The 25750-nt window shown below is 69.8% G+C and carries 23 protein-coding genes; 12 read left to right on the top strand and 11 right to left on the bottom strand.

What is annotated here, in order from left to right:
- Nucleotides 1-390 precede the first annotated feature (390 nt).
- Nucleotides 391-1254, bottom strand: coding sequence for a sigma-70 family RNA polymerase sigma factor (locus ACZ1DY_RS26455; RefSeq protein WP_465481220.1), 864 nt, complete (start codon nt 1252-1254; stop codon nt 391-393).
- A gap of 9 nt (nt 1255-1263) precedes the next feature.
- Nucleotides 1264-2178 carry a glycoside hydrolase family 16 protein gene (locus ACZ1DY_RS26460; RefSeq protein ID WP_465481221.1) on the bottom strand — a complete coding sequence of 305 codons (915 nt, stop codon included), beginning with the start codon at nt 2176-2178 and terminating at the stop codon, nt 1264-1266.
- 122 nt (nt 2179-2300) lie between these two features.
- On the opposite strand from ACZ1DY_RS26460, the gene ACZ1DY_RS26465 reads away from it, so the two are divergent.
- From ACZ1DY_RS26465 to ACZ1DY_RS26475, 3 genes are read left to right on the top strand one after another with little or no spacing between them, the layout of a single operon-like run.
- Complete coding sequence (locus ACZ1DY_RS26465; RefSeq protein ID WP_465481222.1) at nt 2301-3011, top strand: GntR family transcriptional regulator; 711 nt, start codon at nt 2301-2303, stop codon at nt 3009-3011.
- Between the two features lie 52 nt (nt 3012-3063).
- Nucleotides 3064-6459 (top strand): TM0106 family RecB-like putative nuclease, encoded by a 3396-nt coding sequence (locus ACZ1DY_RS26470; RefSeq protein ID WP_465481223.1) that lies wholly within the window; start codon nt 3064-3066, stop codon nt 6457-6459.
- Entirely contained in the window at nt 6456-6746 is a 291-nt protein-coding gene (locus tag ACZ1DY_RS26475; RefSeq protein ID WP_125684924.1) for a hypothetical protein, read from the top strand. The genes ACZ1DY_RS26470 and ACZ1DY_RS26475 overlap by 4 nt, the downstream gene beginning before the upstream one ends.
- A 1-nt stretch (nt 6747) precedes the next feature.
- Here ACZ1DY_RS26475 and ACZ1DY_RS26480 read toward each other — a convergent pair whose 3' ends face one another.
- Nucleotides 6748-9831: a BTAD domain-containing putative transcriptional regulator gene (locus ACZ1DY_RS26480; protein ID WP_465481224.1), complete on the bottom strand. Its 3084-nt coding sequence runs from the start codon at nt 9829-9831 to the stop codon at nt 6748-6750.
- A gap of 118 nt (nt 9832-9949) precedes the next feature.
- Between ACZ1DY_RS26480 and ACZ1DY_RS26485 the strand changes: the two genes are divergently transcribed.
- Nucleotides 9950-10819 (top strand): alpha/beta fold hydrolase, encoded by an 870-nt coding sequence (locus tag ACZ1DY_RS26485; protein ID WP_465481225.1) that lies wholly within the window; start codon nt 9950-9952, stop codon nt 10817-10819.
- On the opposite strand, the gene ACZ1DY_RS26490 is transcribed toward ACZ1DY_RS26485, so the two are convergent.
- From ACZ1DY_RS26490 to ACZ1DY_RS26500, 3 genes are all read right to left on the bottom strand, one after another.
- Entirely contained in the window at nt 10809-11486 is a 678-nt protein-coding gene (locus ACZ1DY_RS26490; RefSeq protein ID WP_465481226.1) for a hypothetical protein, read from the bottom strand. The genes ACZ1DY_RS26485 and ACZ1DY_RS26490 overlap by 11 nt on opposite strands.
- Nucleotides 11487-11689: 203 nt before the next feature.
- The gene (locus tag ACZ1DY_RS26495; protein ID WP_465485713.1) at nt 11690-12166 is read right to left on the bottom strand and encodes a glycine-rich domain-containing protein; all 477 of its coding nucleotides are present in this window, start codon (nt 12164-12166) and stop codon (nt 11690-11692) included.
- A 152-nt stretch (nt 12167-12318) separates the two neighbouring features.
- Nucleotides 12319-13350: a hypothetical protein gene (locus ACZ1DY_RS26500; RefSeq protein ID WP_465481227.1), complete on the bottom strand. Its 1032-nt coding sequence runs from the start codon at nt 13348-13350 to the stop codon at nt 12319-12321.
- A 175-nt stretch (nt 13351-13525) separates the two neighbouring features.
- Here ACZ1DY_RS26500 and ACZ1DY_RS26505 point away from each other — a divergent pair, with 175 nt between their 5' ends.
- From ACZ1DY_RS26505 to ACZ1DY_RS26515, 3 genes are all read left to right on the top strand, one after another.
- Nucleotides 13526-14029 (top strand): hypothetical protein, encoded by a 504-nt coding sequence (locus ACZ1DY_RS26505; RefSeq protein WP_257485943.1) that lies wholly within the window; start codon nt 13526-13528, stop codon nt 14027-14029.
- 136 nt (nt 14030-14165) lie between these two features.
- Nucleotides 14166-14855: a sigma-70 family RNA polymerase sigma factor gene (locus ACZ1DY_RS26510; RefSeq protein ID WP_257485942.1), complete on the top strand. Its 690-nt coding sequence runs from the start codon at nt 14166-14168 to the stop codon at nt 14853-14855.
- 95 nt (nt 14856-14950) lie between these two features.
- The gene (locus tag ACZ1DY_RS26515) at nt 14951-15730 is read left to right on the top strand and encodes an SH3 domain-containing protein (protein WP_126736796.1); all 780 of its coding nucleotides are present in this window, start codon (nt 14951-14953) and stop codon (nt 15728-15730) included.
- Here ACZ1DY_RS26515 and ACZ1DY_RS26520 read toward each other — a convergent pair.
- Complete coding sequence (locus ACZ1DY_RS26520; protein WP_465481228.1) at nt 15720-16241, bottom strand: hypothetical protein; 522 nt, start codon at nt 16239-16241, stop codon at nt 15720-15722. The two genes, ACZ1DY_RS26515 and ACZ1DY_RS26520, sit on opposite strands and share 11 nt — an antisense overlap.
- 37 nt (nt 16242-16278) lie before the next feature.
- On the opposite strand from ACZ1DY_RS26520, the gene ACZ1DY_RS26525 reads away from it, so the two are divergent.
- Nucleotides 16279-16716, top strand: coding sequence for a MarR family winged helix-turn-helix transcriptional regulator (locus tag ACZ1DY_RS26525; RefSeq protein ID WP_465481229.1), 438 nt, complete (start codon nt 16279-16281; stop codon nt 16714-16716).
- Nucleotides 16717-16776: 60 nt separating this feature from the next.
- The gene (locus ACZ1DY_RS26530; RefSeq protein ID WP_257485939.1) at nt 16777-17949 is read left to right on the top strand and encodes a PucR family transcriptional regulator; all 1173 of its coding nucleotides are present in this window, start codon (nt 16777-16779) and stop codon (nt 17947-17949) included.
- On the opposite strand, the gene ACZ1DY_RS26535 is transcribed toward ACZ1DY_RS26530, so the two are convergent.
- Nucleotides 17946-18329, bottom strand: a complete 384-nt coding sequence (locus ACZ1DY_RS26535) for a hypothetical protein (protein WP_465481230.1) — start codon at nt 18327-18329, stop codon at nt 17946-17948. The genes ACZ1DY_RS26530 and ACZ1DY_RS26535 overlap by 4 nt on opposite strands.
- A 224-nt stretch (nt 18330-18553) precedes the next feature.
- On the opposite strand from ACZ1DY_RS26535, the gene pgfA reads away from it, so the two are divergent.
- Nucleotides 18554-19588, top strand: coding sequence for a cell envelope lipid trafficking protein PgfA (pgfA, locus tag ACZ1DY_RS26540; RefSeq protein ID WP_465481231.1), 1035 nt, complete (start codon nt 18554-18556; stop codon nt 19586-19588).
- Here pgfA and ACZ1DY_RS26545 read toward each other — a convergent pair.
- Complete coding sequence (locus tag ACZ1DY_RS26545; RefSeq protein WP_257489950.1) at nt 19582-20280, bottom strand: class I SAM-dependent methyltransferase; 699 nt, start codon at nt 20278-20280, stop codon at nt 19582-19584. The two genes, pgfA and ACZ1DY_RS26545, sit on opposite strands and share 7 nt — an antisense overlap.
- A 163-nt stretch (nt 20281-20443) precedes the next feature.
- Here ACZ1DY_RS26545 and ACZ1DY_RS26550 point away from each other — a divergent pair, with 163 nt between their 5' ends.
- A complete protein-coding gene (locus ACZ1DY_RS26550) occupies nt 20444-21676 on the top strand; it encodes a glycosyltransferase family 4 protein (protein ID WP_465485714.1) in 1233 nt (410 codons plus the stop codon).
- Nucleotides 21677-22601: 925 nt separating this feature from the next.
- Here the strand turns inward: ACZ1DY_RS26550 and ACZ1DY_RS26555 are convergent.
- Both ACZ1DY_RS26555 and ACZ1DY_RS26560 read right to left on the bottom strand, forming a co-directional pair.
- Nucleotides 22602-22781, bottom strand: a complete 180-nt coding sequence (locus tag ACZ1DY_RS26555; RefSeq protein WP_126736791.1) for a DUF2613 domain-containing protein — start codon at nt 22779-22781, stop codon at nt 22602-22604.
- A 3-nt stretch (nt 22782-22784) separates the two neighbouring features.
- Nucleotides 22785-24476: an MmpA family trehalose lipid delivery protein gene (locus ACZ1DY_RS26560; protein ID WP_465481232.1), complete on the bottom strand. Its 1692-nt coding sequence runs from the start codon at nt 24474-24476 to the stop codon at nt 22785-22787.
- Between the two features lie 69 nt (nt 24477-24545).
- Between ACZ1DY_RS26560 and ACZ1DY_RS26565 the strand changes: the two genes are divergently transcribed.
- Nucleotides 24546-25745: a lipopolysaccharide biosynthesis protein gene (locus tag ACZ1DY_RS26565; RefSeq protein WP_465481233.1), complete on the top strand. Its 1200-nt coding sequence runs from the start codon at nt 24546-24548 to the stop codon at nt 25743-25745.
- Nucleotides 25746-25750 lie beyond the last annotated feature (5 nt).

A 25750-nucleotide genomic window follows, 5' to 3' on the forward strand; every position in this document is an offset into this window, starting at 1 on the left:
ATCAGCTGATCACTGTCCGGCTCACTTCCAGGGAAACGCCCCGCACACTCCGCGTGCCTCGCTCAGTTGAACCACGTACCGAACATCGAACTCTCCATCCGCTTCCCGAGGTCGACGGCCTGCGCCTCGGTCAGCAGACAGATGTAGTCGGTGACGGCCCGAGCACATCAAGCCTCTTTTGACGTTCCTGCTGTATCGCCGGCAGCGACCTGTCGAGCACGGAGAACTCATCGATGATCGTGTCCGCTCATCCCTGACGCGGACCTCGTCGAATCCTTGGGTACTCCGTCAGCGACGGTGTCCGTGCTTGGCACCGGAAGTCATCGCACCATTCGCGGTTCTCAGCCCACCGCCGCGTCCGCTTGAAGTCATCACGCACCGCGACCCGGCTCAGTCCACCATCACCAAATCCAGCCCCACCAACCGTTCCCGATCCGCGATGACGTCGATCTCGCTGATCTTCCCGTCCACGAAGGCGAACGCGAGCACCACCGAAGGCCGTCCTTCGTCGGCCATCACGAGACCGATGCCGCCGTTCACCAGCGCGAGCTGAGTGACCGCCGCCCGCACCGAAGCCGCGGCCGCGCCACGAGCCACGACCTTGGCGCCCCGCAGGAAGATCGGCTCGCGCGAAGGGCCTGCCGCCTTGTCGGCGCGGAGTACGACGTCGGGGTGCAGGAGTTCGAGGAGCGCCGCGAAGTCGCCGCCGCGGGCCGCGGTCAGGTAGGCGTCGACGACTTGGCGCCGTCGCGCGACGTCCGGTTCCGTAGCGACGGAACGGCCCTGGACGCGGCGCCGGGCGCGGCTCGCGAGTTGCCGGGCGGCGGCCGGGGTGCGGTCGATCAGCGGGGCGATCTCGTCGAACGGCACCGCGAACATGTCGTGCAGGACGAACGCGAGCCGTTCGGCCGGCGCGAGTGTGTCCAGGACGACCAGCATCGCCAGCCCGACCGAGTCGGCGAGCACCGCGTCGGCGGCGGGATCGGCCGCGGCGTCGATCGGTTCGGCGAGCCGGTCGTCGAGCGGTTCTTCCCGCCGGTGATCGCGCGAGCGCAGCACGTTCAGGCACACCCGCGCCACCACCGTGGTCAGCCAGCCGCCGAGGTTCTCGATCTCCGCCGCGTCGGTGCGGTCGAGCCGCAGCCACGTCTCCTGGACGGCGTCTTCGGCCTCGCTGACCGAACCCAGCATCCGGTACGCCACCGCCCGCAGCCTGGTCCGGTGTTCCTCGAAACGTTCAGTCAGCCGATCCACGGCTCATATCTAACAACCACCGAGGTCGTCGGCGAACCGCACACCCGAGGACCGGTACGACGCGGCCCGTTCGGCGGCGGCCTGCGGCGTCAGCACCTCGTTCTTCGCGTAGTAGACCCAGTCGACCTGTTCGAGGTACGTGCTCGTGCCGCCGCTGTGCTGCGTGAGGTCGATGAACCACTGGTTGAAATTCAAGGACATGTTCTGCCGCGGGTACACGTCGAACGGCCCGCTGCGGTCGTGGTCGGCCACCAGCGTGCCGTCGATGTAGTACCGCACATGGCCGTCGGACACGGTCGCGACGACGGAATGCCAGCCGTCGATGCTGCGGCGCTGGCTGTCGCTCTTGTTCTCGGCGTACCACGGATCCGGCGTGTAGGTGTGCCAGCTGGTCTGGAAGTTCACCGGGCCCGCCTCGCCCCAGCCGCCGTTGGGCAGGTACTCCGAGAAGTCCAGCTCGCTGTAGATCGGGTCGTTGTCGTAGCGAAGCGGGCTGATGGTGAAGAACGTCTGGTTGATCCGGTCGCCGTCCGGGCCCGACACCGGCGCGTCGGAAAAGCGGATCCGGGCCGCGTATGTCCCCTCGAAGAACCGCCGGTCGGGTTGCATGATCTCGGTCTGTGTCGTGCCCGCGGGCGTGCCGTCGGTGGTGGAGGCGAGTTGCAGCACCTTGTCCCCGTCGGACGCCGGGAAGGTGATGCCCTCCGGAGCCCAGCGCGCCCCGCCGACGCCGGGGCCGCCGGCGCCGGAGCGCACCTGCCAGCCGTGCTGGGCGAGGAGCCCGTCAGTGTGGGAGCCGTAGTGGAAATCGTCGAACAATGCCCCGCAAGCGGCCGCCCCGGCCGCGGCACCCGGCGCCACCGCCAGTGCGGCGACCGACAACACGGCGACGGCGGCAACGCGAAACTTCCCTGTGTTCGACATCATCGTCTCCTTAACCACTGGTCAGTTTCTTTCCACCGTCACCCGGTGAAGTGGTAAAGTCAATAGGTCTAGACAACTTGTCCACCAGCCAATTCGCGCTGACCACTGGGTAGGCTGTGGTCATGCGGCGAACAGAGGTCAAGGACCGGCTACGCCAGCTCATCGAGCGGCGTCAGCCGGGCGAGGTCCTGCCGTCGGAGCGCGCGCTGAGCAGTGAAATCGGCGTCTCGCGTCCCACCCTGCGGGCCGCGATCGACGAGCTGGAGCGCGACGGCCTCGTGGTGCGCGAGCACGGCCGCGGCACCTTCACCGCGCCGCGCAAGATCTCCCAGGACCTCGTTCCCGCCACCGGCGGCGAGCAGTTCGCCCCGCCCGCCGAGGGCCACTGGACCAGCAGGGTGATCGAGTTCGCCACCACACCGGCGGGCGCCCGGCTCGGCAAACGGCTCGAGGTCTCCCCCGGCCACACGCTGGTCGCCGTCACCCGCATCCGCGTCGTCGAAGAGGCGCCGATGGCTATCGAACGGATCCTGGTCCCCCGGGACATCGTGCCGGACATCACGGCCGCGGGCTTCGAGTCCGGTTCGTTCTACGAGCTGCTCCGCTCACGGTACGAGGTCGTTCCCGCGACGGCCGTGCAGATCATCGAGCCGACGGTCACCGACGACGACGAATCCGGGCTGCTCGGCGTCCCGCTGCACTCCCCCGCGCTGCTGTTCGAGCGCACCACGCGCGACGCGGGGGGCCGCGTGATCGAGTACACCCGCTCCATCTACCGGGGCGACCGCTACCGGATCACCTCGCATCTGAAGTTCGACCACACCTCCGGCTGACTCCGGCGCGCCGGGACCGTCCATCCGGGAGTCCGTGCGAGACTCCCGGGCGATGTACACCCCGTCCGATCTCGCCGACCTGCTCGAATGCGAGCACCGCAGCCTCCTGAACCAGGCGCTGGCCGCCGGCCTCCCGGGAGCGCCGCGGCCGGGCTCCGGGCCGGATCAGCTGGCGGTCACGCACGGGCGCGCGCACGAGGCCGCGACGCTGGACAAGCTGCGCGGCGAGCGGAGCGCCGTCGTCGAGATCGACGAACGTGACCCGGTCGTCGCCGCGAAGGCCACCGAAGAGGCGCTACGGGCGGGTGCGCCGGTGATCTACCAGGCGGTCTTCCACGACGGCGAATTCTCCGGCCGCGCCGACTTTCTGATGCGGGACGACGAAGGCCGCTACGAGGTCTACGACACGAAGCTGGCCAGGCACGCGAAGCCCGCCGCGGTCGTCCAGCTGACCGCGTACGCCGACGCGCTGCGCCGGGCGGGCTGGCCCGCCGGCCCGCGGATGCATCTGCTGCTGGGCGATCACAGCACGCGTTTGTTCCGCGTCGACGACTTCCTCCCGCTGGTGGACCGGCTCCGCGCCCGATTGCGGAACCGGCCGCCGACGTTGCCGGTCCCGCTGTGGGCCGACGAGCGGCCGGCGTGCGGCGGCTGCTCCTATGCCGCGCACTGCGCGAGCGCACGCGAGGCCGATCGCGATCTTTCACTGGTCGCGGGAATGCGCGGCGACCAGCGGCGCAAACTCGTCGCCGCGGGCCTCGGCACCATCGACGCGCTCGCGGCCGCCACACCGGAAGACCGGCCGCGCGACATCTCGGCGACGTCGTTCACCACGCTGCGCGCCCAGGCCGCGATCCAGGTCCGGCAGGACGCCACCGGGCAGATCGCCTACGAGGTCATCGATCCGGACGCGCTGGCCGAGCTCCCGCCGCCCGCGCCCGGAGACGTCTTCTTCGACATGGAAGGCGACCCGTACGCCTTGGCGGGCGAAGGGCTCGAATACCTCTTCGGCGCCGTGACCGCCGAAGAGGGCACGAAGTTCACGCCGTTCTGGGCGCACAACCGGTCGCAGGAGAAACGGGCCTTCGAAGAGTTCGTCGACTTCGCCACCGCGAGGCTCGCCGAGCATCCCGGCTCGCACGTCTACCACTACGCCCCGTACGAGGTCACCGCGATCAAGCGGCTCGCCGCCGTGCACGGAACCCGCGAGGACGCCGTCGACCATCTGCTGCGCAGCGGCGGCCTGGTGGACCTGTATTCGGTAGTGCGTAAGGCACTCCGGGTCTCGCAGCGGTCGTACTCGATCAAGTATCTCGAACCGCTCTACATGCCCGAAGCCCGCGACGGCGACGTCAAGACGGCGGTTTCGAGCATCGAGGCCTATGAGGAGTACCTGACGCTCACTGCCTCCGGCGAGACCGAACACGCGGACGAAGTTCTCCGCGGGATCAGCGACTACAACGAATACGACTGCGTCTCCACGCTGCGGCTTTTCGAATTCCTCCACAAGGTCCGCGTGGAGGAAGGGATCGCGCTCGCCGAGCCACCCGAAGAGTCCGATGTGGACGCTCTGCTCCGCCAGACCGAAGAGGACGTCGCCGCTCAGAAACGCGCCGAGCGCGCCGCGCAGCTGGCCGCGCTGGTCGATCCGCTGCTGGACGGGCTTCCCGACGATCCGGCCGAATTCACCGGTGAGGATCGTGCCCGCGCGCTGCTGGCCGCGTCCGTCGGCTACCACCGCCGCGAGACGAACCCCGCGTGGTGGGAGTACTTCCGCCAGCTGGCCGCCCCGCTGGGCGATCTGGAGACCGACAACGCCTGCACCGTCCCGGTCTCGCTGGAAGCCGGGGAATGGGTGCCGCCGTCGGGCCGGGTCCGGAAGGCGAAGCGCTCGCTCGTGCTCCGCTGCGACCCGGACCGGCCACATCCCTTCGCCCCCGGCGACGACGTCCGCCTGCGATACGGAGCGGCCGCGCGGGACGCGAAGGTCGTCTCGGCCACCGCCGTCGAGCTGACCCTGGAAGAGAGCTGCCCGCCCGACGAGACCACCGCCGACCGGCCGGTCGCGGTGCTGCCCGGGAGCCCGGTCCGGCCCTCCCCCAAGGATGACGCGGTCGCGGATCTCGCCCGCCTCGTCGTCGACGGGTTGCCGACCCTGCCCGCCCATCCCGGCGTCGATCTGCTCCGGCGTGCGTCACCGCGGCTGCGCGACGACCGGGACCTGCCCGAACCCGGGACGGACCTGGTGAGCACGGTGATCGAGGCCGTCGAGGCGCTCGACGGTTCCACGCTCGCCGTCCAGGGTCCGCCCGGCGCGGGCAAGACGTACCTCGCGGGCAGGCTCATCGCGAAACTCGTGCGCGCGGGCAAGACCATCGCCGTCACCTCGACCAGCCACAAGGCCGTGGAGAACGTGCTGTCCGCCGCGCTCAAGAACGCGCCGGACCTGCCGTGCGCCAAACGCGCCAAGCGGACCCCGGATCCGGCGGCGCCGTGGGAGCAGCCGAAGACCAATCCCGCGCTGGTGAAATGGCGCGAAGAGCACGACACCGGCCATCTGGTCGGCGGGACGGCCTGGACGTTCGCGAACGCCGCGATCCGGGAAGAGCCCTTCGACCTGCTGATCATCGACGAGGCGGGCCAGTTCGCCCTCGCCGACGCGCTCGCGGTGTCGATGTGCGCCAAGAATCTCCTGCTGCTGGGCGATCCGCAGCAGTTGCCGCAGGTCGTGCAGGGGACGCATCCCGCGGGCGCCGAAGCTTCCGCGCTCGGGCACCTGATCGGCGAGGCGGACATCATCCCGGCCGAGCTCGGGTACTTCCTCGACGAGACCCGCCGCATGCATCCGGCCGTCTGCGCGCCGGTGTCGCGGCTGTCCTACGCGGGCCGCCTGCACTCCCATCCCTCGGCCGCCGAGCGGGCGATCGATGGGGTCGAGGCGGGCCTGTACCTCGCCGAGGTCGACCACCACGGCAACACGACCAGGTCGGTCGAGGAGGCCGAGGCGGTCACCGCCCTGGTCGCCGAACTCCACGGCCGCGCCTGGACCGATCACGGCGAGCCCCGGCCACTCGGCGACGAGGACATCCTGGTCGTGGCGCCGTACAACCTGCAGGCCAGGGTCGTGGCCCGCGCGCTGGACGAGGCCGGGCACCCCGGCGTCCGGGTGGGCACCGTCGACCGGTTCCAGGGGCAGGAGGCGCCGGTGGTGATCACCACGATGACCTCGTCCTCGGCGGTCGATCTGCCACGTGGCCTGGACTTCCTGCTCTCCCGCAACCGGCTCAACGTGGCACTCTCGCGGGCTCAGGCGCTCGCGATCGTGGTCTGCTCGCCGCGCCTGGTCGAAGCCGACATCCGCACCGTCGACCAGATGCGGCTGGTTTCGGGCATGCTCGGGTTGATGACCGAAGCCGTGCCGTGGCACGCAGGACGGAGTGGACGATGACCGAGAACAAACCGGACAAGGAAATCCTCGACGCCGAGATCGTCGAAGAGACCCCGACCGCGCCCGTCGAAGTCCCGGAGCCGGATTACAGCGAGGGCGGCGTGCCCTCGTTCGACCACGTGCGGGACCGCATCGAGCAGCGCTACACGACGTCGCTGGGCTCGACCGAGCTCGCCGGTCTCGGCGGCAAGGAAGACGTCGCTTCGCTCGACAAGAAGATCGCCGACCGAGACAAGGCCGCCAAGGACAAGCTGGCCGAGATCCGCCGCGCGATGCGGGAGCAGTGAGCTAACCCCAATGCGGTGAACCGGCCTTCACCGCGATGGCCCGCGCCTTCCGGTGATGCTCGGCGGCCGCTTCTCGCAGGTCGAGGGCGGTGGCCAGCTCGCCGAGGTAGTACGCGACCGGGCGGAGGGTGAGCATCCCGCTCCCGGCACCGGCGATCTCTCCTTCGGCGGGTAGGAGCTCGGCGTAGAGGCGTTCCATCGCCGTCCGGTCACCGAGTTCGATTGCGACGACGGCGTGCAGACAGGTGCGGGCCTCGAACAGCAGATCCCGTGGCGAATCCGGGATCGGGAGCACCGGGCGGCACCAGCTTTCGTAAGCGCCGTAGTCGTCCTCCAGCGCTTCGGGCGGCAAACCACGCTGGAGCCGGTCGCAGTACAGGGCGAGCGCGAGGATCCCGTTGTCCACACCGGACATGGCGGTTCCCGCGAGACCCGCCGCCGCGGCGCGATAGGCGGCTTCCCCACCGGGGCCGGTCATCGCGATCCGCATCGCGTGATACCACCGGGTGAACACGCCGACGAGCGGAAGGCCGTAGCGCTCCCCGAGTTCGTCCGCCGCCGCGGCATGCCGGTCCGCGGCGGCGAAATCCGCGAGCGCGCTCTTCGCCTGCAGGAGCACGAGATGCCCGAGCACCTCGAACGTCACGAGCCCGTGCCGCGCGGTGAGGTCGACCAGTTCGGCCCCGATCGCGGCCCGCTCCGGGGCGAGACCGGCGCGGTCGAAGGACTGCAGGAACCGGGCGTTGAGCGCGAACGCCAGCAGAGCCGGATCTTCCAGTGTCCGCGCGATCGCTTCGGCTTCCCGGGCCGCATCACGTGCTCGCTGTCCGCCCGCGTTCCGCAGTTCGACAGCGAGTGTGGCCAGTAGGCGGCACCGCTCGGCCAGGCGTTCGGCGGGCAAGGCGGCGAGGGTGCGCTCGACGGTTTCCGCGATCCGCGAAGCGAGCTCCCGGTCGTCGCTCTCGGTCCAGCTGGCGGGGACGTCGAAAGCACCGATCACCCGCGCTGTCAGCAGCGGATGGTCCAGCTTTTCCGCCAGTTCCAACGCTTCGGCCCGATGCCGCCGCGACTGGCCGAGCCCGCCGGCGACGGCCGAAGCGCGGGCCTTGCCCATGATCAGCTCCAGCCGCTTCGCCGTGTCCGAGGCGCCGGAGCGGTCGTACGCGGTGAGTGCGGCGTCCCAGAGTCGCGCCGCCTCCACTGGCGCGAAACGACTTTCGGCGCGTTCGGCGGCGGCTTGCGCGTACCGCGCCGCACGGTCGTCGTGCTCCTCCGACAGGAGGAAATGGTGCGCCAGGGTGTCGACGTCGTCGGGGCGGAGCTCTTCCAGCGCCTCGGCGATCTCGCCGTGTTCGCGGGCCCGCCGCGAACGGGAGAGATCGTGGTAGAGCGTGTCCCGCACCAGCGCGTGCGCGAACCGGAACCGGCGCGGCGCCCGCTCGGTCAGGAATCCGCGCCGGACCGCGATCTCGGCCGCGTCGAGCGCGGTCTTCCCCACCAGGGCTTCGAGAACGTCCAGGTCGACGTCCGTCCCGATCACCGCCGCCCGCCGCACCACGCCGCCGACGTCACCCGGCAGCGCGTCCACCCGGTGCCGGACGACATCGCGCACGCCCGGCGGCACCGCGTCCAAGGCGGCCGAACCCTCGGTGGCCAGCAGGCGGGCGAGTTCACGGACGAAGAACGCGTTTCCGCCGGTGCGCCGATGGAGCACCGCGGCGGTTTCCGGGTCGATCTCTTCCCCCGTCGTGGCGCGGACCAGGCCCGCGACTTCGCTCTCGGGCAGGCCGCCGAGGTAGATCCGCGCCGGCTCGTGGCGGGCGGCCTTGGCGAGGAAGTCCGTCAGCCGGGCGGGCGGGTCGATGCCGCGATAGGTCGCGATGATCGACACCGGCTCGGCCAGCACGGAGGTCAGCAGCGCCAAGGTCTCTTCGCCCGCCCAGTGCAGGTCGTCGAGGACGAGCAGGAGCGGCGCCGCGCCGGACAGATGAGACGCGACGGCGCGATGCCACCGCCAGCGAGCGGCCAGTGGGTCTTCGGTCCCCGGCTCCGCCGTCGGCGCCGGGCCGTACCCGGCTTCGGCGAGTGTGGCCAGGATCCGGGTCCAGGCGTAGGCCGGTGGCGCGCCCTCGTCGTCGGGATCGCTCCCCCAGGCCGTGGTCCAGCCCCGGGCGGCGAGACGGGCGGAGAACGCTTCGGCGAGCGCGGTCTTCCCCACCCCGGCGTCGCCGGAGACGAGCACCAGCCGCGACCGCGTCACGGCTTCTTCGAGCTCGGCCAGCTCCGCGTCGCGTCCGACCAGCGGCCGCTCGGCGATCTCGGGCACGGACGGCTCCAGCCGGGGCGCCTGCGCCAGGATGTCCGCCTCCAGGTCCCGCAGGCCGGCGCCGGGATCGATGCCGAGTTCGTCGGCGAGGTGTTCGCGCGTCGTGCGTAACACCGCCAGCGCGTCACCCTGCCTCCCGGAGCGGTACAGCGCGAGCGCCAGCAGCCGGGAACCGTTCTCCCGCAACGGATGTTCACGGACCAGCGGTTCCAGTCCCGGGACAGCCTCGGCGGCGCGTCCGAGCGCGAGGAGTGCCTCGGCACGGAGTTCTCCCGCCAGCGAACGGAGTTCGGTCAAGCGGGAGACTTCGCCGACGGCCCAGCCTTCCTCGGCGAACTCGGCGTACGCGGGACCACGCCAGAGCGCGAGCGCACTGTCCACTCGCGACAGTGCCGCGTCCGGCCGCCGGGCGTCGAGCAGTTCACGGGCCGCTGCGACCGCGTCCTCGAAGTCCCAGGCGTCGACGGAATCGGCGCGCAGGGCATAGCCGCGGGCGATCGTGACGAGCAGCCGCGCGGGCTCACGGGGCGCGCGATCCGGCTCCAGCGCCCGGCGCAGGGCACCGACGAACGTCTGCACGGCGCCGACCGCGCCCTCGGGCGGGCGTTCCCAGAGGTCGTCGACCAGGCGTTCCACTGGCACGACCCGGCCGCGGGCGATCAGCAGCCTGGCCAGCACCGCGCGGTGCCGAGGCCCCTTGAGCCCGACCTCGCCGCCGTCGTCCTCGGCCACGAGGGGGCCGAGCACCCCGAACCGCATCGTCACCTCCTCGCCTCGACGGTGATCATCGTGCCCCGGCCGCTCGGTCGCCGCTGACCGGGTGCTGATCCGGGCCGGGGACGCTGACGGTCGTCACTGAACGACCAGGAAGGTACCCATGCGCATCACCGGATTCGACTACCAGCGGGTGCCCGTCGCGGACGGCGTGGCGGTCAACGTCGCCGTCGCCGGGACGGGCAGCCCGATCGTGCTCTTGCACGGTTTCCCCGAGACCCACCTCATGTGGCGGCACGTCGCGGCGGATCTGGCGGCCGACCACACCGTCCTCTGCCCTGACCTGCGAGGATACGGCGAAAGCGACAAGCCCGCCGACACCGGCGAGACCTACTCGAAGCGCTCGATGGCGGCCGACGTCGTCGCCGTCGCGAAGGCCTTCGGTCACGACCGGTTCGCTCTCGCCGGGCACGACCGGGGCGCGCTGGTGGCGCTGCGCGCCGGGCTCGACCACCCGGACAAGGTGAGCCATCTCGCGATCCTCGACGTGCTGCCGACGCTGGACATGTGGGACGTCCTGCACGGCACCTCGGCCGCGGTGGGCTTCCACCTCTACCTGATGGCCCAGCCGCCCGGACTGCCCGAGCAGCTGATCGGCGCCGCGCCCGACGCGTTCTTCGGCCACTTCCTCGACGCGTGGACCCAGCACGGCGACGCGATCCCCGCCGACGTCCGGGCCGCGTACCTGGAGGCGTCACGGAACGCGGTGCCCTCGATCGTCGCCGACTACCGCGCGTCGGCGGGCATCGACGTCGAGCACGACCAGGCGGATCGCGCGGCGGGCAACCGGCTCACGATGCCGCTCACCGTGCTCCAGCAGGACTGGGGTGCCGCACTGGGCTACGACGCCGTCGCGCTCTGGCGGGCGTGGGCGGCGGATCTGGACCACCGGACGGTGACGGCGGGGCACTTCATGGCCGAGGAATCACCGGCGGAGGTGGTGAAGGCACTGCGGGACCTGCTCACGCGCTAGGCAGCCGCAACCGCCATCCGACGTAGTCACGTGCGATCCGTGCCAGCCTGGTGGTCGTGGCGGCCTTGTAGTTCCAGAGCCCTGCGACGTACACGGCGAACGCGGTGACGTCCTCTTCCGCGGCCTCTCGCCAGCGTGTGTTCGCCGACGCCCAGGCCTCGGCGTCCGCTACCGGATGGCCCGCTCCGATCAGGCGAAGCACCATGAAGGCGGGATCGACCCAGGCCGCGCCTTGGGCGGGCCATCCCCAATCGACGACGCGGACGTCACCGGTCCCGGAGATGAGGAACTGGTCGGCGTGAAGATCGGTATGGAGCAGGGAGTCCCCGGCAGTGAGCGCCGGGGCCTTCTGCTCCCACGCCGTCAACTCGTCGATGTCCCAAGCACCGACGATCTCCGGCCGTTCCCGGGCGAGCCTGGGCCACCACGCCGACTTCCAGCGCTGTTCCAGCGGTTTGAGGCCGGGCGCCGCGATCTCGCCGATACTGTCGAGCGTGTCCGCGACTCGTCTGAGGTCCGGCGAGCCCTGCCTGAGCGAGGCTCGCCGGCCGGGCACGTATTCGAATCCGACGACCAGCCAGTCGTCGATGTCGGCGGCGAAGTGCACGGCTGGAGCGATCCCGGCCGCGAGTGTGCCGAGTTCGGCCTCGTTCCGAAGCCAACGCATCGCAGGCGATACCCCCTCCACCCCCTTGACGAACAGAGGCGTCCCTTCGTCGCGATGCACGACCGCGGCGAAATTACTGCTCTGACCGACCTCGATCTCTCCGACCCTGTCGACGACACCGACATGCTCCAGAATGGCTCGCCTGACGGGTTCCGGGAGCTCGCCCCAGCCGTACCGCTTCACTCGATCGTTCCGTCCTGGCGCTACTTGCCGTTGGTGTCGGTGTTCTCGTTGCCGTCCTTGCCCGACGCCCGGCAACCGTCGTCGCCGTCGCTGCACTTGACCTTGGAAGTCAACCAAAGGTCGGCGTCGACCGCGAAACCGAGAGCGCGAACAGCCTCGGTGGTCCGGGCGATCAGATCTTCCGGATCGGCCGGACCTTCGCCGTCGTCGTTGGGGACGTGGTGGATGAACCGGCCCGCCACCCGTTCGCAAAAGGACGCGTACTCACGGGTGTAGAGGAGGAAGGTGTGCCACCCGATGTCCACCGGCTCCGACGGGGCGAGCAGCGCGCGGCGATCTTCGCCGCAAGCACGCAGAAACGACAGCGTTTGGTCCATGATGCGCGCTGCGAACTCATGCGGCAGGTCGTGCTCCTTGGCGATGCGGTTCACGAGCCGCCCGAACAGCTCGCCGGGGACGAGGCTACGGCCCGCAAGATCCTCAACGACGATTGTCATGCCCACTCCTCTTCGGTTCTGTGGTCATTGCCGAGACCGGTCGAGATCAGGCTGCCGCACATCGTGGGCCCGGCCGGCCGCCCGACCGGCAACTCCACCTGGGTGGCCCCGCCAGGTGGCCATGTCGTTATCAGGCGAGGTCGGACGACCGGTTAGAACTTGGGCTTCGGCATGGACTTGCTCGGCGCCACCGTGGCGATCCGCCCTTGCGTCTCCATCGGTGCCCGAGCGTTCGGGTAACCGGCGTAGTAGCCAGGCACGACCCGACCCACCATCAGCTCTTCGAAGGGGACGAACTCCACGTCGGCCGACTTGAGCCGCTCCAGCGTCGGGCTATCGACGCGTTCCGCGGCAAGCGCCACGGCGAGGTTCTGCTCGGCCGCCGCCCAGGACGACGAGCCGAGGTAGAGCAGCTTCACCGGCACGGCCAACGCGGCCAGGCACCAAGGGCCGACTCGCCACGCCAGGACGGCGATGAGGAAGACCAGCGGCAAGAAGAGTCCGATGCGCAGTGAGCCTTCGGCGTTCTGCCGGTCGTATTCGCCGTAGAGCTGGTCTTCTTTCCCCAGCAACCTGGGTCCGACGTAGTCCAGATCTTCCTTGGCCGATTCGATGTAGACGTCGAGCCGTACGACCGTTCCGAGGAGATGCCACCGATGAAGGTAGTCGTCCATGGCCCGGCGCCGGTGTTCGTCACTCCGGGCACCAGCGATGATCTCCGGCGGTTCTTGCCCCACCCGGCGGGCGAACTCCTGAAGACCCCGGATGTGGGTCAGCACCTTGTCACGGAAGTCCTCGTCCGTGAGGAACCGGTCGGACAGCTTGTTGACCACGGCATCGCGCAGGGCGCGCAGGATCCGGCGTCTGCCGCGGTACTTGGGCTCCAGCCAGGCGACGCTCCGGAGTCTCGACGCGCGGAACAGCGGGGTCACGACGGTGTCCAGCCAGTGCGTGACGGCGAGCGACATGGTGCCGAGCAGGTAGGCGGCGAAGGTGGCGGCCGCGAAGACCGCGGCCTTTCCCGCCCAGGTGCCCAGGTCCAGCAGGTCCCGGTAGACGCCGGACGCCTGACCCGGTGGAGGCAGGCCAGGCCGCAGGGCGAGCCAGAGGCCGAGGAGCCAGACGTATCCCGCGGCAAGCGGTGCCCGGAGCTCCCGCAGCCCGGGGAGAAGACTCGACAGCATGGCCCTCCGCCCGCCGACGACCGGTCGCACCAGGCGTCGTCTTCCGGTCGCTCGCCGTTACAGAACCCCCGACGTGAGCCGAACGGCGCAATCCGGCCCACTGCCCGCGCCAATCCGGGTTTAACGCTCGTTACGACGGGTATCGGGAGTCGGCACGACGAACGAGGGGCCCGACATGACACCCACTGCCAAACGCGCGCACACTGTCGCCCGCGATCTCCTATCACTCACCAGATCGGGTGAAGCCGACCAGCTCGCCACCGCGCTGGTCTCCATCGCTTCCTCCACCCGGCGCGCACCGGCGCTCGGTGACGTCGTCGGACGGCTGGTCGACACGTTCTCGTTGGCGGCCAAGGATCGCCGCCGGTCGTTGCGGATCGGTGAACCGTTCACCCTGCGCCTGCGGGATCACGCGGGTATGACGGTGCGGCCGGACCGGCTCGACCCGGGCGTGGCCGCGATCGTCCGTGCGATCGCCGCGAGCGTCCGCGACGACCGGGACACCTGCGCCGACCAGATCGGCGAGGCCTGCGAGAACGCCGATCTCGACCAGAGGATCCGGGTTCTCGCGCACTGCCTGGTCTGGACCTCGGATCTCCTCAGCACCGACACCACTGCCTATCCCCCGGTGCTGTCCTGTTTCAAGGTCGCGCCCGCCGGTGTCCACAGTAGACATTGAGCGGTTCGGATGACTTCCGGCCCGTCGTGTGGACATCCCTCGCGGGGAACGGCAAGCTGGACAACCGCGCACGAAGTCCCGGCCCCCGATGACGGGCGCACCTTGGCGGCAGTTCCCCTGAACCAGGAGTGCAGACTTGGACGAGGTAGCGCCATCGACGGTCCCCGCGGATTCGCGTGCCGCGGCAACGGCGGGACGGCTGCCCAATCCGGACAGCCGGGTGGTCCGGGCGGCCGTGGCCGGTGACCCGGACGCGATCCGCGAGTTGAGCCGTTTCCTTTGCCCGCACGTGTTCCGCTACTGCGCGAGCAGGCTCGGAAGCGGCGGAACGGGCGCTTGCGACGCACAGGACTGCGCGCAGGAGGTATTGCAGGCGGTCCTGATCGCCTTGCCCCGCTACCGGTACCGCCCGGACCGGTTCCTCGCGTTCGTCCTCGGGATCGCCGGGCACAAGGTGGCCGATCTGCACCGCCGCCGCTCCCGCGAACCGGTCGCCTCCGTCCCGGAGATCGGGGACGGGCTGCCGTTCTGGGCCCGCCGCGACCCGGACGAGATCGAACGCCTGGAACACCGGCTGCAGGCCGGCGTCCTGCTCGCGAAGGTGCCGATGCCGCACCGGCAGGTGCTCGCGCTCCGGTTCGTGTTCGGGCTTTCGGCCGAGGAGACCGCCGAACGGCTCGGCCTGCCGAGCGCGGGAGCGGTCCGCGCGGCCCAGTTCCGCGCGCTCGCGCGGCTTCGTGTCCTGCTCACCGAGCGGAACGCCCGGTACGCGGCCGATGTCCCGATCATCGGACCAGCCGCCGAACCGGAGCTCGTCCCGGTATAGAACCGTCCACTTCGGACGATCGACTTCTTGTACGCGCCTTGTACGGGGATCCACCATCCTGTCCCCCTATTCGGGGAAACCACTGGAGGACAGCGATGAAGATCCGATCGAGGATCGCCAGAGGCATGACGGGCGCGATGGGCACGATCGCCCTCGCCGGGGCGATCATGCTCGGCGGCGCGGGTGAGGCGCTCGCGGCGACGGGCACGGTGAACACCGACTCCGGGGCGGCGGTGACCGTGCGGTCGAGCCCGAGCACCAGCGCGAGTTCGGTCGGCACCGTCGCGAGCGGCACCGCCGTCACGATCGACTGCCAGACGAACGGCTCGACCGTGACCGGGAAGTACGGCACCACCGACATCTGGGACTACGTGCCGTCGAAGGGCGGCTACATCAGCGACGCCTACGTCTACACCGGTTCGGACGGCCGGGTCGCCCCGGACTGCGCCGGCAGCACCCTCTCCTGCTCCACCGCCGGCACCGGCAACCCGCGGACCTGCGCCGAAGCCATCGCGTGGGCGAAGGCGCACGTGCACACCCACAACGACCCCGACTACTACCGCTGGTGCGACCGGATCAACGCGTGGGCCTACGGCTGGAACGCGAGCGGCTCGGAAACGGCCTACGTCCACTGGACCCAGATCCCCGGTTCGTTCAAGCACCCCGGTGACACCCAGGTCCCCGCGGGCGGGCTCGCCTTCTTCAGCAACGGCGGCACCGGGCACGCGATGTTCTCCATCGGCGGCGGCAAGTTCCTGTCGAACGACATCCACGGCCCCGGCAGCTTCACCGAGACCACCATCGCGGAGATCAAGAACGCGTGGGGTTACACCTATCTCGGCTGGTCGCAGCCGTGGTTCAAGATCAACCACTGATCGCGCGAGTGGCCTCGAAACGCTGCCGGACGAAGGGGTCCTCGTCCGGCAGCGTTTCCTCCGCCCGCCACGAGAAGCTCTCGCCGGTCAGCTCGGGGAAGATCCACCGGCGCCGGACGCCGTCGGTATCGGCTTCGATCTCGAAGCCGTCCTCGGTCGGCTTGCCGAGGAACGGGATCACCCAGCCGTTGCCGGGGCCGAGCCAGGTCGAGCGGAAGGCGTCGACCCTTTCGTCGTAGAAGCGCAGGCTCATCCCCCACTCCCCGTCCGCCCCGTCACGCCGGCTCGCCCTGGCGGGGCTGATCCACACGTCGGCCAGCGCGCGGCCGTCGAGCGCCCAGCCGAAATGCCATTCCCCGTCGACGGTCCGCACGGTCCCGTCCTCGGCGTAGTTGTGCACCACGAGGTCCCAGCCGCCGATCAGCGGCTCGAACACGGCCAGCCGTCCGGCGAGTTCGGGACGCGGCCCCGGGGCGGTGAAGACGGCGGCGATCCGTTCCATGACGTCCATCCGGCCAGAGTGTCAATTTGACAGTATGCTGTCAAATATGACCGATATCGTCCACGACTACCGGCTGCTGATCGCCGACGTCTACGAACTGGCGGGACTGAGCCGCCGGATCAGCGAGCGGGAGGCCGCCGGGCAGGGCACGACGGTCGCCCGCTGGCACGTGCTCAGCACGGTGTCCGAAGAACCGCTCGCCGTCCCCGCCATCGCGCGACGGCTCGGCCAGGTCCGCCAGGCCGTGCAACGCGTCGCGGACGACCTCACCGAGGCCGGCCAGCTTCGCGCGGAACCGAATCCGGCCCATCGCCGCTCGCCCCTGTACGCCATCACGCCCGAGGGCACACGGCTGCTGGAGCGGCTGTGGGACGCGAGCGGATCCCGGCGGCGCGACCTGCTCGCCGACAGCGGCGTGACCCCCGATGAGCTGCGGCAAGCCCGTGACACCCTGCGCAGGTTGTCAGCCGCGCTCAGCTCGTGAAACCGCCCTTTCGTCGCATCGTGATAAAAAGCGACCACGGATGCGGGTTAGAGTTGACGGATGGGCACCGAGGCTCTCGCTACTCCCGCACCCCGGGAGCAGCGTGTGCTCATGCAGGCGATGCTCACCCGGCTGCCCGAGTTCAGTGACCGCCTCGCCCAGCTCCTCAGTGACGAGGACGAGTTCTATCACCAGGTCGACAGCACCGCGCCGGACGAGTTGCGCAAGGTCTGCCGGGCCAATCTCGAACGGGCGCTGACCGCGCTCGTCGAGGGCCGCGGGCTTCCGCTCGACGCGGCCCGCAAGACGGGGCTGGCGCAGGCCAGGCAGGGTATCCCGCTGCCGTCCGTGCTCCGCGCGTTCCGGATCGGCGGGATCTTCGTCTACGAGCGCCTGCTGGAACTGGCGGGCCCCGGCTTCATCAACCCCGCCCGCACGGTGGAGATCAACTCCAACGTGTGGAAGACCATCGACCTCTACTCCGACGCGCTGACCACCGCGTACAGCGAGGTCGCCGCCGAACTCTCCCAGGAGAAGCTCGCCCTGCTGGACGGCCTGCTGCACGGCCGGTTCGACACCCAGAGCGAACTCGAGAACGCCGCCAAGGAACTCGACCTCCCGGCGGCGGGCACGTTCGTCGCCGTCGTGACCGAGTCCGTCGACCCGGACGAACGCCCCGGCGTCGAGGCCCTGCTGCGAGCACGCCGCTGGAAGTCGGCCTGGCGGCCCGGCGCCGAGGTCGGCCTGGTCGTGATCGACCGCGTCGAGGACGTCCGGCGGCTGCGCGACGTACTGGGCACCCTGCCGCTGGCGGTGGGGATGAGCAGGCCGTTCAACGGATTCCTCGAGGTACCGGACGCGGTCCACCGGGCCCGGATCGCCCGCCGCTCGCTGACCACCGGCGCCGCCGGTGTCGCCGTCTTCGGCGACTCCCCGGTCACCACCCTGGTCGCGAGCGCGCCGGAGATGTCGCGGGACGTCCTGCGCTCGGTGCTCACCGGGGTCCTGGTGCTGCCCAAGGCGGAGCGGCAGGTCCTGCTCGACACGCTGGTCGCGTGGTTCGCCGGGCACGGCTCGGCCAAGGAGGCCGCGGACCGGCTGATCGTCCACCCGAACACGGTGCGGTACCGGCTGCGCCGCGTGCAGGAACTGACCAGACGCGACCTGTCAGACCCGGTCGACGTCGGCGAGCTCTATGTCGCGCTGGAGGCGGTCCGGCTGGCGGACGCTTAGGCTCTTCTGTCCGGCGCCATGTCGGCGTCGATGATCCTCGCGAGGTCCAGCAGCGTGTGCCCGAGACCGGGCCGCGCGGTGAGCCGCACCGCGAGGGTCCGGCCGCGCGCGGTCGTGGCGACCGGCAGGGTCACCTCGGGATTCGCCGACCTCGTCCACTGTGGACGTCTTCCGGCCGCGGACAGGACGATGTCGGGATGCGGGGACCGCCGCCCGGCCCGCCACCGTGATCTCCTGGCGTCGAGATCACGGATCACGTTGCCGTGCAACGAAAGCAGCGCCGCGACGTCGGCGACGGCGTCGCGGAGCTCGACGTCGGTGATCGAATCCGAGTAGGCGCCGATGTCCAGCGCGCGGGGATCGTTCGGGTCCTGCGGCACAGAGTTCCTTTCCACGCACCGGAAGTCGTCCGATGGTGGTCCCGCTCACGTTGTTCCCGGGAACAAACATGTTTGGCTGCCTGCGCCGAATGGCGGCGCGCGTACCGCCTTCCGGTCGCACGGCGTGCCTGTGACCCTCGGTCACACCTTTGACGCTGACCGGCGGGCGGGCCAGTATCTGGCGACTGATTACCGATGGGTAATGTGTCTCACCAGGAGGACCGTTGCGTCGAGCGTTGAGCCTGATCTTCTTGGCACTAGGGGTGTTCGCCATCGCCGGCGCGGTGCTGCTGCCGACCTACGTCAAACCCGAACTCGCCAAGGTGCCGCTGAACCAGGAATCGACGTCGATCCTCGAAGGCACCGCGTCCAAGGTGCTCGCGGTGAAGACCGTGGACGGCAAGACCGTCACGGAGATCCGCGACGACGCCAAGCTGAAGGCGACCGCCCGCGTGGTGGCTAACTTCTCGCCACCGGAGATGCGGGAGGGTACGGACGTCGCCGTCTGGCTGATGGCCGTCTCGGTCGTCGACACCAGCGACCAGACCGTGGTCAGCGCGAGCAAACGCCAGGTCTGCTTCGACCGCCGCACCGCCGAAGGCTACGTCCCGCCGGGCGGCGACCAGGAGGCGAAGTGCTCGGCCAACAGCAGCTTCGTCACCAAACTCAAGGAGAAGCCCGCGAAAGAGGGCGAGAAGCCCGAGGAGGTCCAGGAGTACAAGCCGCAACCCGGCCTGAACTTCAAGTTCCCCTTCGGCACCGAACAGAAGGACTACCAGGTCTACGACGACAACACCGGCCGCGCCGTCCAGGCCCGGTTCAAGGGTGTCGAGGAGATCAAGGGCGTCGAGGTCTACAAGTTCGTCCAGGAGATCCCCGCCACGAAGATCTCGACGAAGAAGGTGCCCGGCTCGCTCATCGGCGCCACCGGCGACTCCGTCGAGGCAGGCCAGTTCTACCAGGGCACCATCACGAGCTGGATCGAGCCGGTGACGGGCATCCAGGTCAAGCAGGAACAGCAGTCGCACCAGGAACTGCGGTCGGCCGCGAATCCCACGCCCACGGTGGTCTTCGACGGCAAGCTCGCCTTCACCGACGCGACCGTCGAAGCGATGGTCAAGCAGGTGGACGAGAACAAGGGCAAGCTGGACTTCATCGGCAGCACCGGGCCGATCGTGCTCGGGGTCGGCGGCGCCGCCTTCCTCGCACTCGGCGTCTTCCTTCTGGTGAAGCGGCGCCCCACCCCCTCCCGTCACTGACGCTTGCGCAACACCATCACGAGGTTCCACGACGCGACTTCCCGGATACCGGGGACAGATGCGATCCACTGGGCCCAGGAGGGGTGGTAGCGCGGGTAGACCTCCCGCAGATCGGCGTACGGCGCGGCCTTCCCCCACCGGATGGCCGCGCCGGCCGAAAAGGCGAAAAGACTTTCCCCGAATTTGTTCTTCGGCTCCTTGCCGTTCTTTTCGAGATAACGCCGCCGGGCGTAGTGACCGCCGAGAAAATGCCACGGCGCCGTCTCGTGGCCGCCCCACGGCGAATACCAGGGTGTGAACGAGGCGAAAATCGTGCCGCCGGGTTTGGTCACCCGGCACATCTCGGCCAGCATGACCTCGGGTTCGGAAACGTGTTCGAGGACGTTCGACGAATAGCAGACGTCCACCGAAGCGGTGCGCACCGGCAGTTTCGTCCCGCTGCCGCGGACCATGTTCTCCCCGGCCTCTCCGCGCGCCGTCAGCTCTCCGACGTCGGGATCTATGCCAAGATACGTGGCGCCGGCGGCGCGGAACGCGTCGGAGAAATAGCCCGGCCCGCCACCGACGTCGACGATGGTCCGTCCGTTCAACGGAGTGTGCTGCGCCAATTGGCGGACCGAGTCGCCGGCGAGCACCGAGTAGAAACCGTCCGGATCCGTCTGTTCGGTGAGAAAAGCCCGGAACAACGTCACCGATCTGCGCAAAGTGGCGCGATGAGGCATCGTTGCTGGAGTCACCGACCGATTACCGACCATCGAACCATCGCTTTCCGAGAATGATTCATCTACCGTGTACGCACCGGTAACCTAGCATTGTCGCTAACAGGTTGGGAGAACCACGATGGAAAGGCCACGTGTGCTGCTCGTCAACTGGCGCGACACCGGGCATCCGGAGGGCGGCGGCTCCGAGCGGTACGTCGAGCGGATGGCCGAAGGGCTCGCCAAGGCCGGATACCGGGTCGAGATCCAGTGCGCGGCGTACCCGGGCGCGAACGCGGGAGAATGGCGCGACGGTGTCCACTATCGCCGCCGTGGCAACAAGTTCGGCGTGTACCTCCACGCGCTCCGGGCGATCCGGAAGGCGCACGCCGACCTCGTCGTCGACGTCCAGAACGGGATGCCGTTCTTCGCCAGGCTCGTCGCGGGCTGCCCGGTTCTCGTACTGGTGCACCACGTCCACAAGGAACAATGGATCAGCGCGCTCGGCGAGACACTGGGCCGGATCGGCTGGTGGATCGAGTCGAGGCTGGCGCCGTGGCTGTTCCGGCACTGCCGCTACGCCACGGTTTCCGAGATCACCAAGGGCGAACTGGCCGGGCTCGGCGTCGAAGGCTCGCGGATCACCGTGGTACCCAACGGCCTGGACACTCCCCCGCGCGGCAAGTCCGTCCGCGAACCCGAGCCGACGCTGGTCGCGGTCAGCAGGCTGGTGCCACACAAGCGGATCGAGCACGCGATCGACGTCGTCGCGGAGCTGAGCCGGCGCTGGCCGACGCTTCGGCTCGAAATCGTGGGCCAAGGTCCGTGGGAAGAGGTCCTGCGCAAGCACGCCCGTGACCGGGGTGTAGAAGACCGCGTCCGGCTGCACGGCTGGGTCGACGAGCACGAGAAGCACGAGATCCTGGAACGGTCCTGGCTGCACCTGTGCCCGTCGGTCAAGGAAGGCTGGGGAATCGTCATCATGGAGGCCGCCGCGCACGGCGTGCCCTCGGTCGCCTACCGGGCGGCGGGCGGGGTGGCCGAGTCCATTGTGGAGGGCAAGACCGGGCTGCTGGCCGACGACTTCGCCGATTTCACCGCGCAGGTCGAGGGGCTGCTCGCCGACCGCGCACGGCGGGACGAGATGGGCAAGGCAGGCATCACCTGGGCGGGTCTGTTCGACTGGGAACACAGCGTGAACCGCTTCGAATCACTCGTGCGCGACGTGGCCGGGGTGGCCATCCCCCATCCCCGGGTCCTGACTCCTCAAGGCTTCCACGAGTCCGTCGGCCAGGTCGGCCGTGGCGGCGTCGTCGAAGTCCTTGCGGCGTGCGCGCACGGTGACGGTGCTCGTCTCGCCGACGGTCACCGCGCCGAACGCCACGCCTGAGCGGCCGCTGGCGGCGGGATAGAACGCGATCGAGGTGACCGCGTCCGCCGCCGAGACGACGCCGAGGTTGGAAACAAGGTAGGTCGAACCGAGCCTGCTCGCCAGCAGCCGGGTGCCCAGCCGGGCGATTCTGCTGCTGCGGGCGGGGAAATCGGGTTCCGGCGGCTGGCCGGCCAGCAGCGCGCCCACCTCGGCGACCGTGGGTTTCCCACCGAGCCGCAACCGGAAGAACGCGCTGTCGTGCAAGGGTTCCGGCGCGGCTCCGCTGCGCCATGACGCGCCGACCGCGGCGACCACTCTAACGGCTTCCTCGCCGTGCCGGGCGTTCCACGTCTCGGTCAGGTTGGCGGCTGCCGCCGCGAAGGCCGAGGAACCGAACCGCGAGCGAGGGAGGATCCTCTCGCTGAACACGTCTCCTGGGCCACTTTCGGCCCGCTCCGGGGTGATCCTCGCCGGAGGCGCGAAAAGCGCTTCAGCGAGGCGCTGGAAGGCGGACACGAGAAACGACCGATCGGCCGTGCGGGCGCCGATTCCCTTGGCGGCGGACGAGATCGGGACGTCGAGGGCCAGCCCGAGGACGGCGAGCAGGCCGAGGCCGTCGAGGGCGCCGTGATGCGCGGCGATCAGCACGACGGGCTCGTCGGCGCCGACCGCGACCCGGAGCAACGGCGCGCCACGCTCGTACGAGGTCTCGGCGAAACGATCGCGGATCGCCGGAAGTTCTTCGCCGGGCACGGCCAAGACCTCGGGAGCGGCGCCGAGCCACGGCCGTTCCTCGACCGCGACCGCCAGCCGCATCCGCGTCTTTTCCGGCGTCAGCAACGAAGACAGTCTCGCTTCCAGGAGGATGCTCCAGGAAACGGTGGGGTCGCCGTAGAGCCCGACGACCCGGCCGGCGTGGTCGGAAGCGAGCTCGGACACCGGCTCAGCGGTTGCCGTAAATGACGTGCTCGGGGCTCGAGTTCGGGTTGAACTGCTCCTTGATCTTCGCCTGCACCTGGGGTGCGGCGTCCGGATCCGCGGTGGTCGTCAGCGCGTAACTCCCGCCCGCGGCCGTCGCGAGCCCGATGATGACGGCGGCTGCCGCGCCGATGAGGGTGCCCAAGACCTACTCCTTCCGAGACAGGGAATTCCTGCGTCGGCTCAATGTACGCACCGGTAACTTGAGGCACAACAGGGCGACCGCGATCGACACCAGCGCTACTCCGTTTGCCAGCACCACGGGGATCGGTGATCGCGTCCCGGTCACCGCTGGCTCACCGGGAGTGCGGTAAAGCGTGAGCCAGTCACCGGACCACACCGGTTGCGCGCCGGTCAGCAACCGCGGGTCGACTCGTCCCGGGGTCCCGTGTTCGACCAGGATCCAGCCGATTCCCGCCGCCGCCAGGTCTTCCGGCGACTTCGCGGCGCGGACACGGTCCATTCTGGAATCCTCGCCCTCGATCTCCTCACCGCCGACGCGCAATGTGTCGTCGGTGAGGACGGTCTCCGGCAGCGCTCGCGGCGCCGGGTCCAGCTGTGTCCGGTGGTCGTTCCAGGCGAAACTCCGGAAGGTGGACAGCGGCAGCGCGACGACGTCACCGGGCCGGTCGTCTTCCGCCAGCACGCGGTGCACTTCGCTCCAGTCCGCCGGGTAGCGCACCGCTTCGAGCCTTCCCCAGCCGCCCCAGGCGAGATCGGGCATGGCGAGCAAGGGAAAGAGCGCGGCGGCCGCGACGAGCGCCCTGCGCGACGCACCGGCCCGCAGGCGCGCGGCGGCGGCTTCGACCGCCAGCGCGAACCCGAGCGCCACCGGGAGCGCCCACCAGGCCACCCATTTCTGCGCGTCCCGCAGCAGACCCGCGCCGGGAACGTGTCCCATCGCCCAGGAAAGCACGGGCTCGCCGAACGGCAGTGTCGCCAGCGCGGCGAGCACGACACTGAGAACTCCCAGCAGCAGCAACGCTCTCGCCGACGGTGTCCCCCACTTTCGCGCGAGGGGACGGAGCCCGGCCAGCGCCACGGCGACCGTGACGAGGATCAGCACCGGGGCCATCGGCGCGCCCCGGCTGCCGGGAACGACCTCGCCGTTCCAGATCCCGCCGAGCCCGAGCACGCTCAGGATCGCCGGGCCCCAGCTTTCCGCGCGGGCGCTGAAGGCGGCCACCCCGGCGGGATCGGACAGCGTGCCGCCTTCGTGCAGGAACGTCGGGACGAGCCACGGCAGGTTGAGCACGACGGCGAGACCGAGCGTGTGGCCGAGTTTCCGCGGTCCGGCCAGTGCGATCGCGGTGAGCGCGGCCAGGACACCACCGGGTGGCGTGAGCACCGCGGGGGCACAGGCGAGCACCAGCCCCGCGAGCGCCCTCGGTTCTTTCCGGCGCAGGGAAAGCGCGGCGCGCACGATCCACGGGAGGCAGGCGTAGGTGAGCAGGAGCGGCCAATGCCCGATGAACAACCGCTCCGCGAAATAGGCCGTCCACGCGTACCCGGTGGCCGCGACGATCCGCGTACCGAGTTGCTCCGTCGGCACCAGCCGCCCTGCGCCGTATGCCGCAAGGAACAGCGAGAGCAGCAGGACGATTTTCTGGACGATGTCACCGGGAACCACGGCTGTCGCGAGCGCGATCACGGCGTCGGCGGGAACCGATCGCGGGAGGGCGGAACCGAGCCCGAGCGCCTCCGGGATCAGCGACTGACGCTGGGCGAACACCATGTCGTAACTCAGGACGAAGCCGCGTCCGAGCACGGGCAGGAACACCAGCGTCGCCAGCGCGGCCGACACCGCGGCCAGTACGAGACGTTCACGCCGTGCGTCCAACTGCTCTTCCCTTTCCGCCGCGATCACGGTTATGGTCGCGGAGATTACTCGCCGGTAATGGGAGCTCTGTTGAGCGTAGACGTCGAGGTCGAAGCGACCAGGACCGACAAGCGTGTCGCGGCGATCCTCGTTTCCCTCGTGCTGGCGGCCAACAACGCCGGCGCCTACGTGCTGAGCATCGTCGCCGCCCGGCTGCTCGCGCCGAGCGCGTTCGGTGAGCTGAGCTCGCTGCTGGCGGTGCTGGTGATCGGCGTCGTCCCCGCGATGGGGCTGCAAACCGTGGTCGCGCTGCGGGTGGCCCGCAAACCGCAGGACAGCGGGGCCCTCCTCGCGCTCGGCCTCACCACGAGCGCCGTCGTCGCGACCATCGGACTGCTCCTGGCGCCGGTGCTCGTCTTCGTGCTGCACCTGGATTCCGTGGTGCCCGCACTCCTGCTCGCCGTCACGCTCGGCCCGCTGACGCTGCTCGGCCTCTTCCACGGCCTCCTCCAGGGCAGCGGCCGCTTCACCCGGCTGGCCGGGCTAATGGCGCTCGAAGGCGCGGGCAAGGTCGGCGGCTCGCTGATCGGCCTGCTGATCGGCGGCGACGCCACCGGCGCGCTGGCCGGGACCGCGATCGGCTCGTACCTGGTGATCTTCTGCGGCTGGCTCCTCTGTGGACGGCAACGCCCACGGAAGGCGGGCTGGCGCGCGGGCGAAGTCCTGCACGCGGCACAGGCGATGCTGGCGCTGGTCCTGCTGGTGAACCTCGACCTGGTGCTGGCGCGCCACACCCTCCCCGCGACCGAGGCCGGCGAATACGCGCTCGGCGCGATCGTCACGAAGATCGCCTACTGGCTCCCCCAGGCCGTCGGTGTCCTGGTGCTCCCGCGTTTCGCGAACGGCGACGACCGGCGCCGTATCCTGCCGGTCGCCTTGGCCGTCTGCGCCGCTCTCGACGCCTTCGTCCTTTTCGTGTCTCTCGTTTTCGGGTCGAGCTTGCTCTCGTTCATCGGCGGCTCCGGTTACGCCGCCAGCACCATGCCGGTCTGGCCGTTCGCCCTCGCCGGCTCGATGCTGGCGCTGGTGCAGATCCTGCTGTTCTCGCGCCTCGCCGCCGGTGACCGGCGGGTGACCTTGCTGATGTGGACGACCGTCGTCGTGGAGACGGTGCTGGTGACCACTTGGCTGCACTCTTCGGCTGTTCAGGTGGTGACCGTCGCCGCTTGCTGTGCCGGGGGTTTGGCTCTGTCCGGCGCCGTCTTGGAGTGGCGGTCGCGTCGCGCTTGACCGGC

It is taken from the genome of Amycolatopsis sp. PSD-21 (genome assembly GCF_055561455.1).

Coding starts and splice junctions, on each gene's coding strand:
- ACZ1DY_RS26460 (WP_465481221.1), bottom strand. CDS start 2,178: ATGTCGAACACAGGGAAGTTTCGCGTTGCCGCCGTCGCCGTGTTGTCG.
- ACZ1DY_RS26465 (WP_465481222.1), top strand. CDS start 2,301: ATGCGGCGAACAGAGGTCAAGGACCGGCTACGCCAGCTCATCGAGCGG.
- ACZ1DY_RS26470 (WP_465481223.1), top strand. CDS start 3,064: ATGTACACCCCGTCCGATCTCGCCGACCTGCTCGAATGCGAGCACCGC.
- ACZ1DY_RS26475 (WP_125684924.1), top strand. CDS start 6,456: ATGACCGAGAACAAACCGGACAAGGAAATCCTCGACGCCGAGATCGTC.
- ACZ1DY_RS26480 (WP_465481224.1), bottom strand. CDS start 9,831: ATGCGGTTCGGGGTGCTCGGCCCCCTCGTGGCCGAGGACGACGGCGGC.
- ACZ1DY_RS26485 (WP_465481225.1), top strand. CDS start 9,950: ATGCGCATCACCGGATTCGACTACCAGCGGGTGCCCGTCGCGGACGGC.
- ACZ1DY_RS26490 (WP_465481226.1), bottom strand. CDS start 11,486: ATGCGTTGGCTTCGGAACGAGGCCGAACTCGGCACACTCGCGGCCGGG.
- ACZ1DY_RS26495 (WP_465485713.1), bottom strand. CDS start 12,166: ATGACAATCGTCGTTGAGGATCTTGCGGGCCGTAGCCTCGTCCCCGGC.
- ACZ1DY_RS26500 (WP_465481227.1), bottom strand. CDS start 13,350: ATGCTGTCGAGTCTTCTCCCCGGGCTGCGGGAGCTCCGGGCACCGCTT.
- ACZ1DY_RS26505 (WP_257485943.1), top strand. CDS start 13,526: ATGACACCCACTGCCAAACGCGCGCACACTGTCGCCCGCGATCTCCTA.
- ACZ1DY_RS26515 (WP_126736796.1), top strand. CDS start 14,951: ATGAAGATCCGATCGAGGATCGCCAGAGGCATGACGGGCGCGATGGGC.
- ACZ1DY_RS26520 (WP_465481228.1), bottom strand. CDS start 16,241: ATGGACGTCATGGAACGGATCGCCGCCGTCTTCACCGCCCCGGGGCCG.
- ACZ1DY_RS26525 (WP_465481229.1), top strand. CDS start 16,279: ATGACCGATATCGTCCACGACTACCGGCTGCTGATCGCCGACGTCTAC.
- ACZ1DY_RS26530 (WP_257485939.1), top strand. CDS start 16,777: ATGGGCACCGAGGCTCTCGCTACTCCCGCACCCCGGGAGCAGCGTGTG.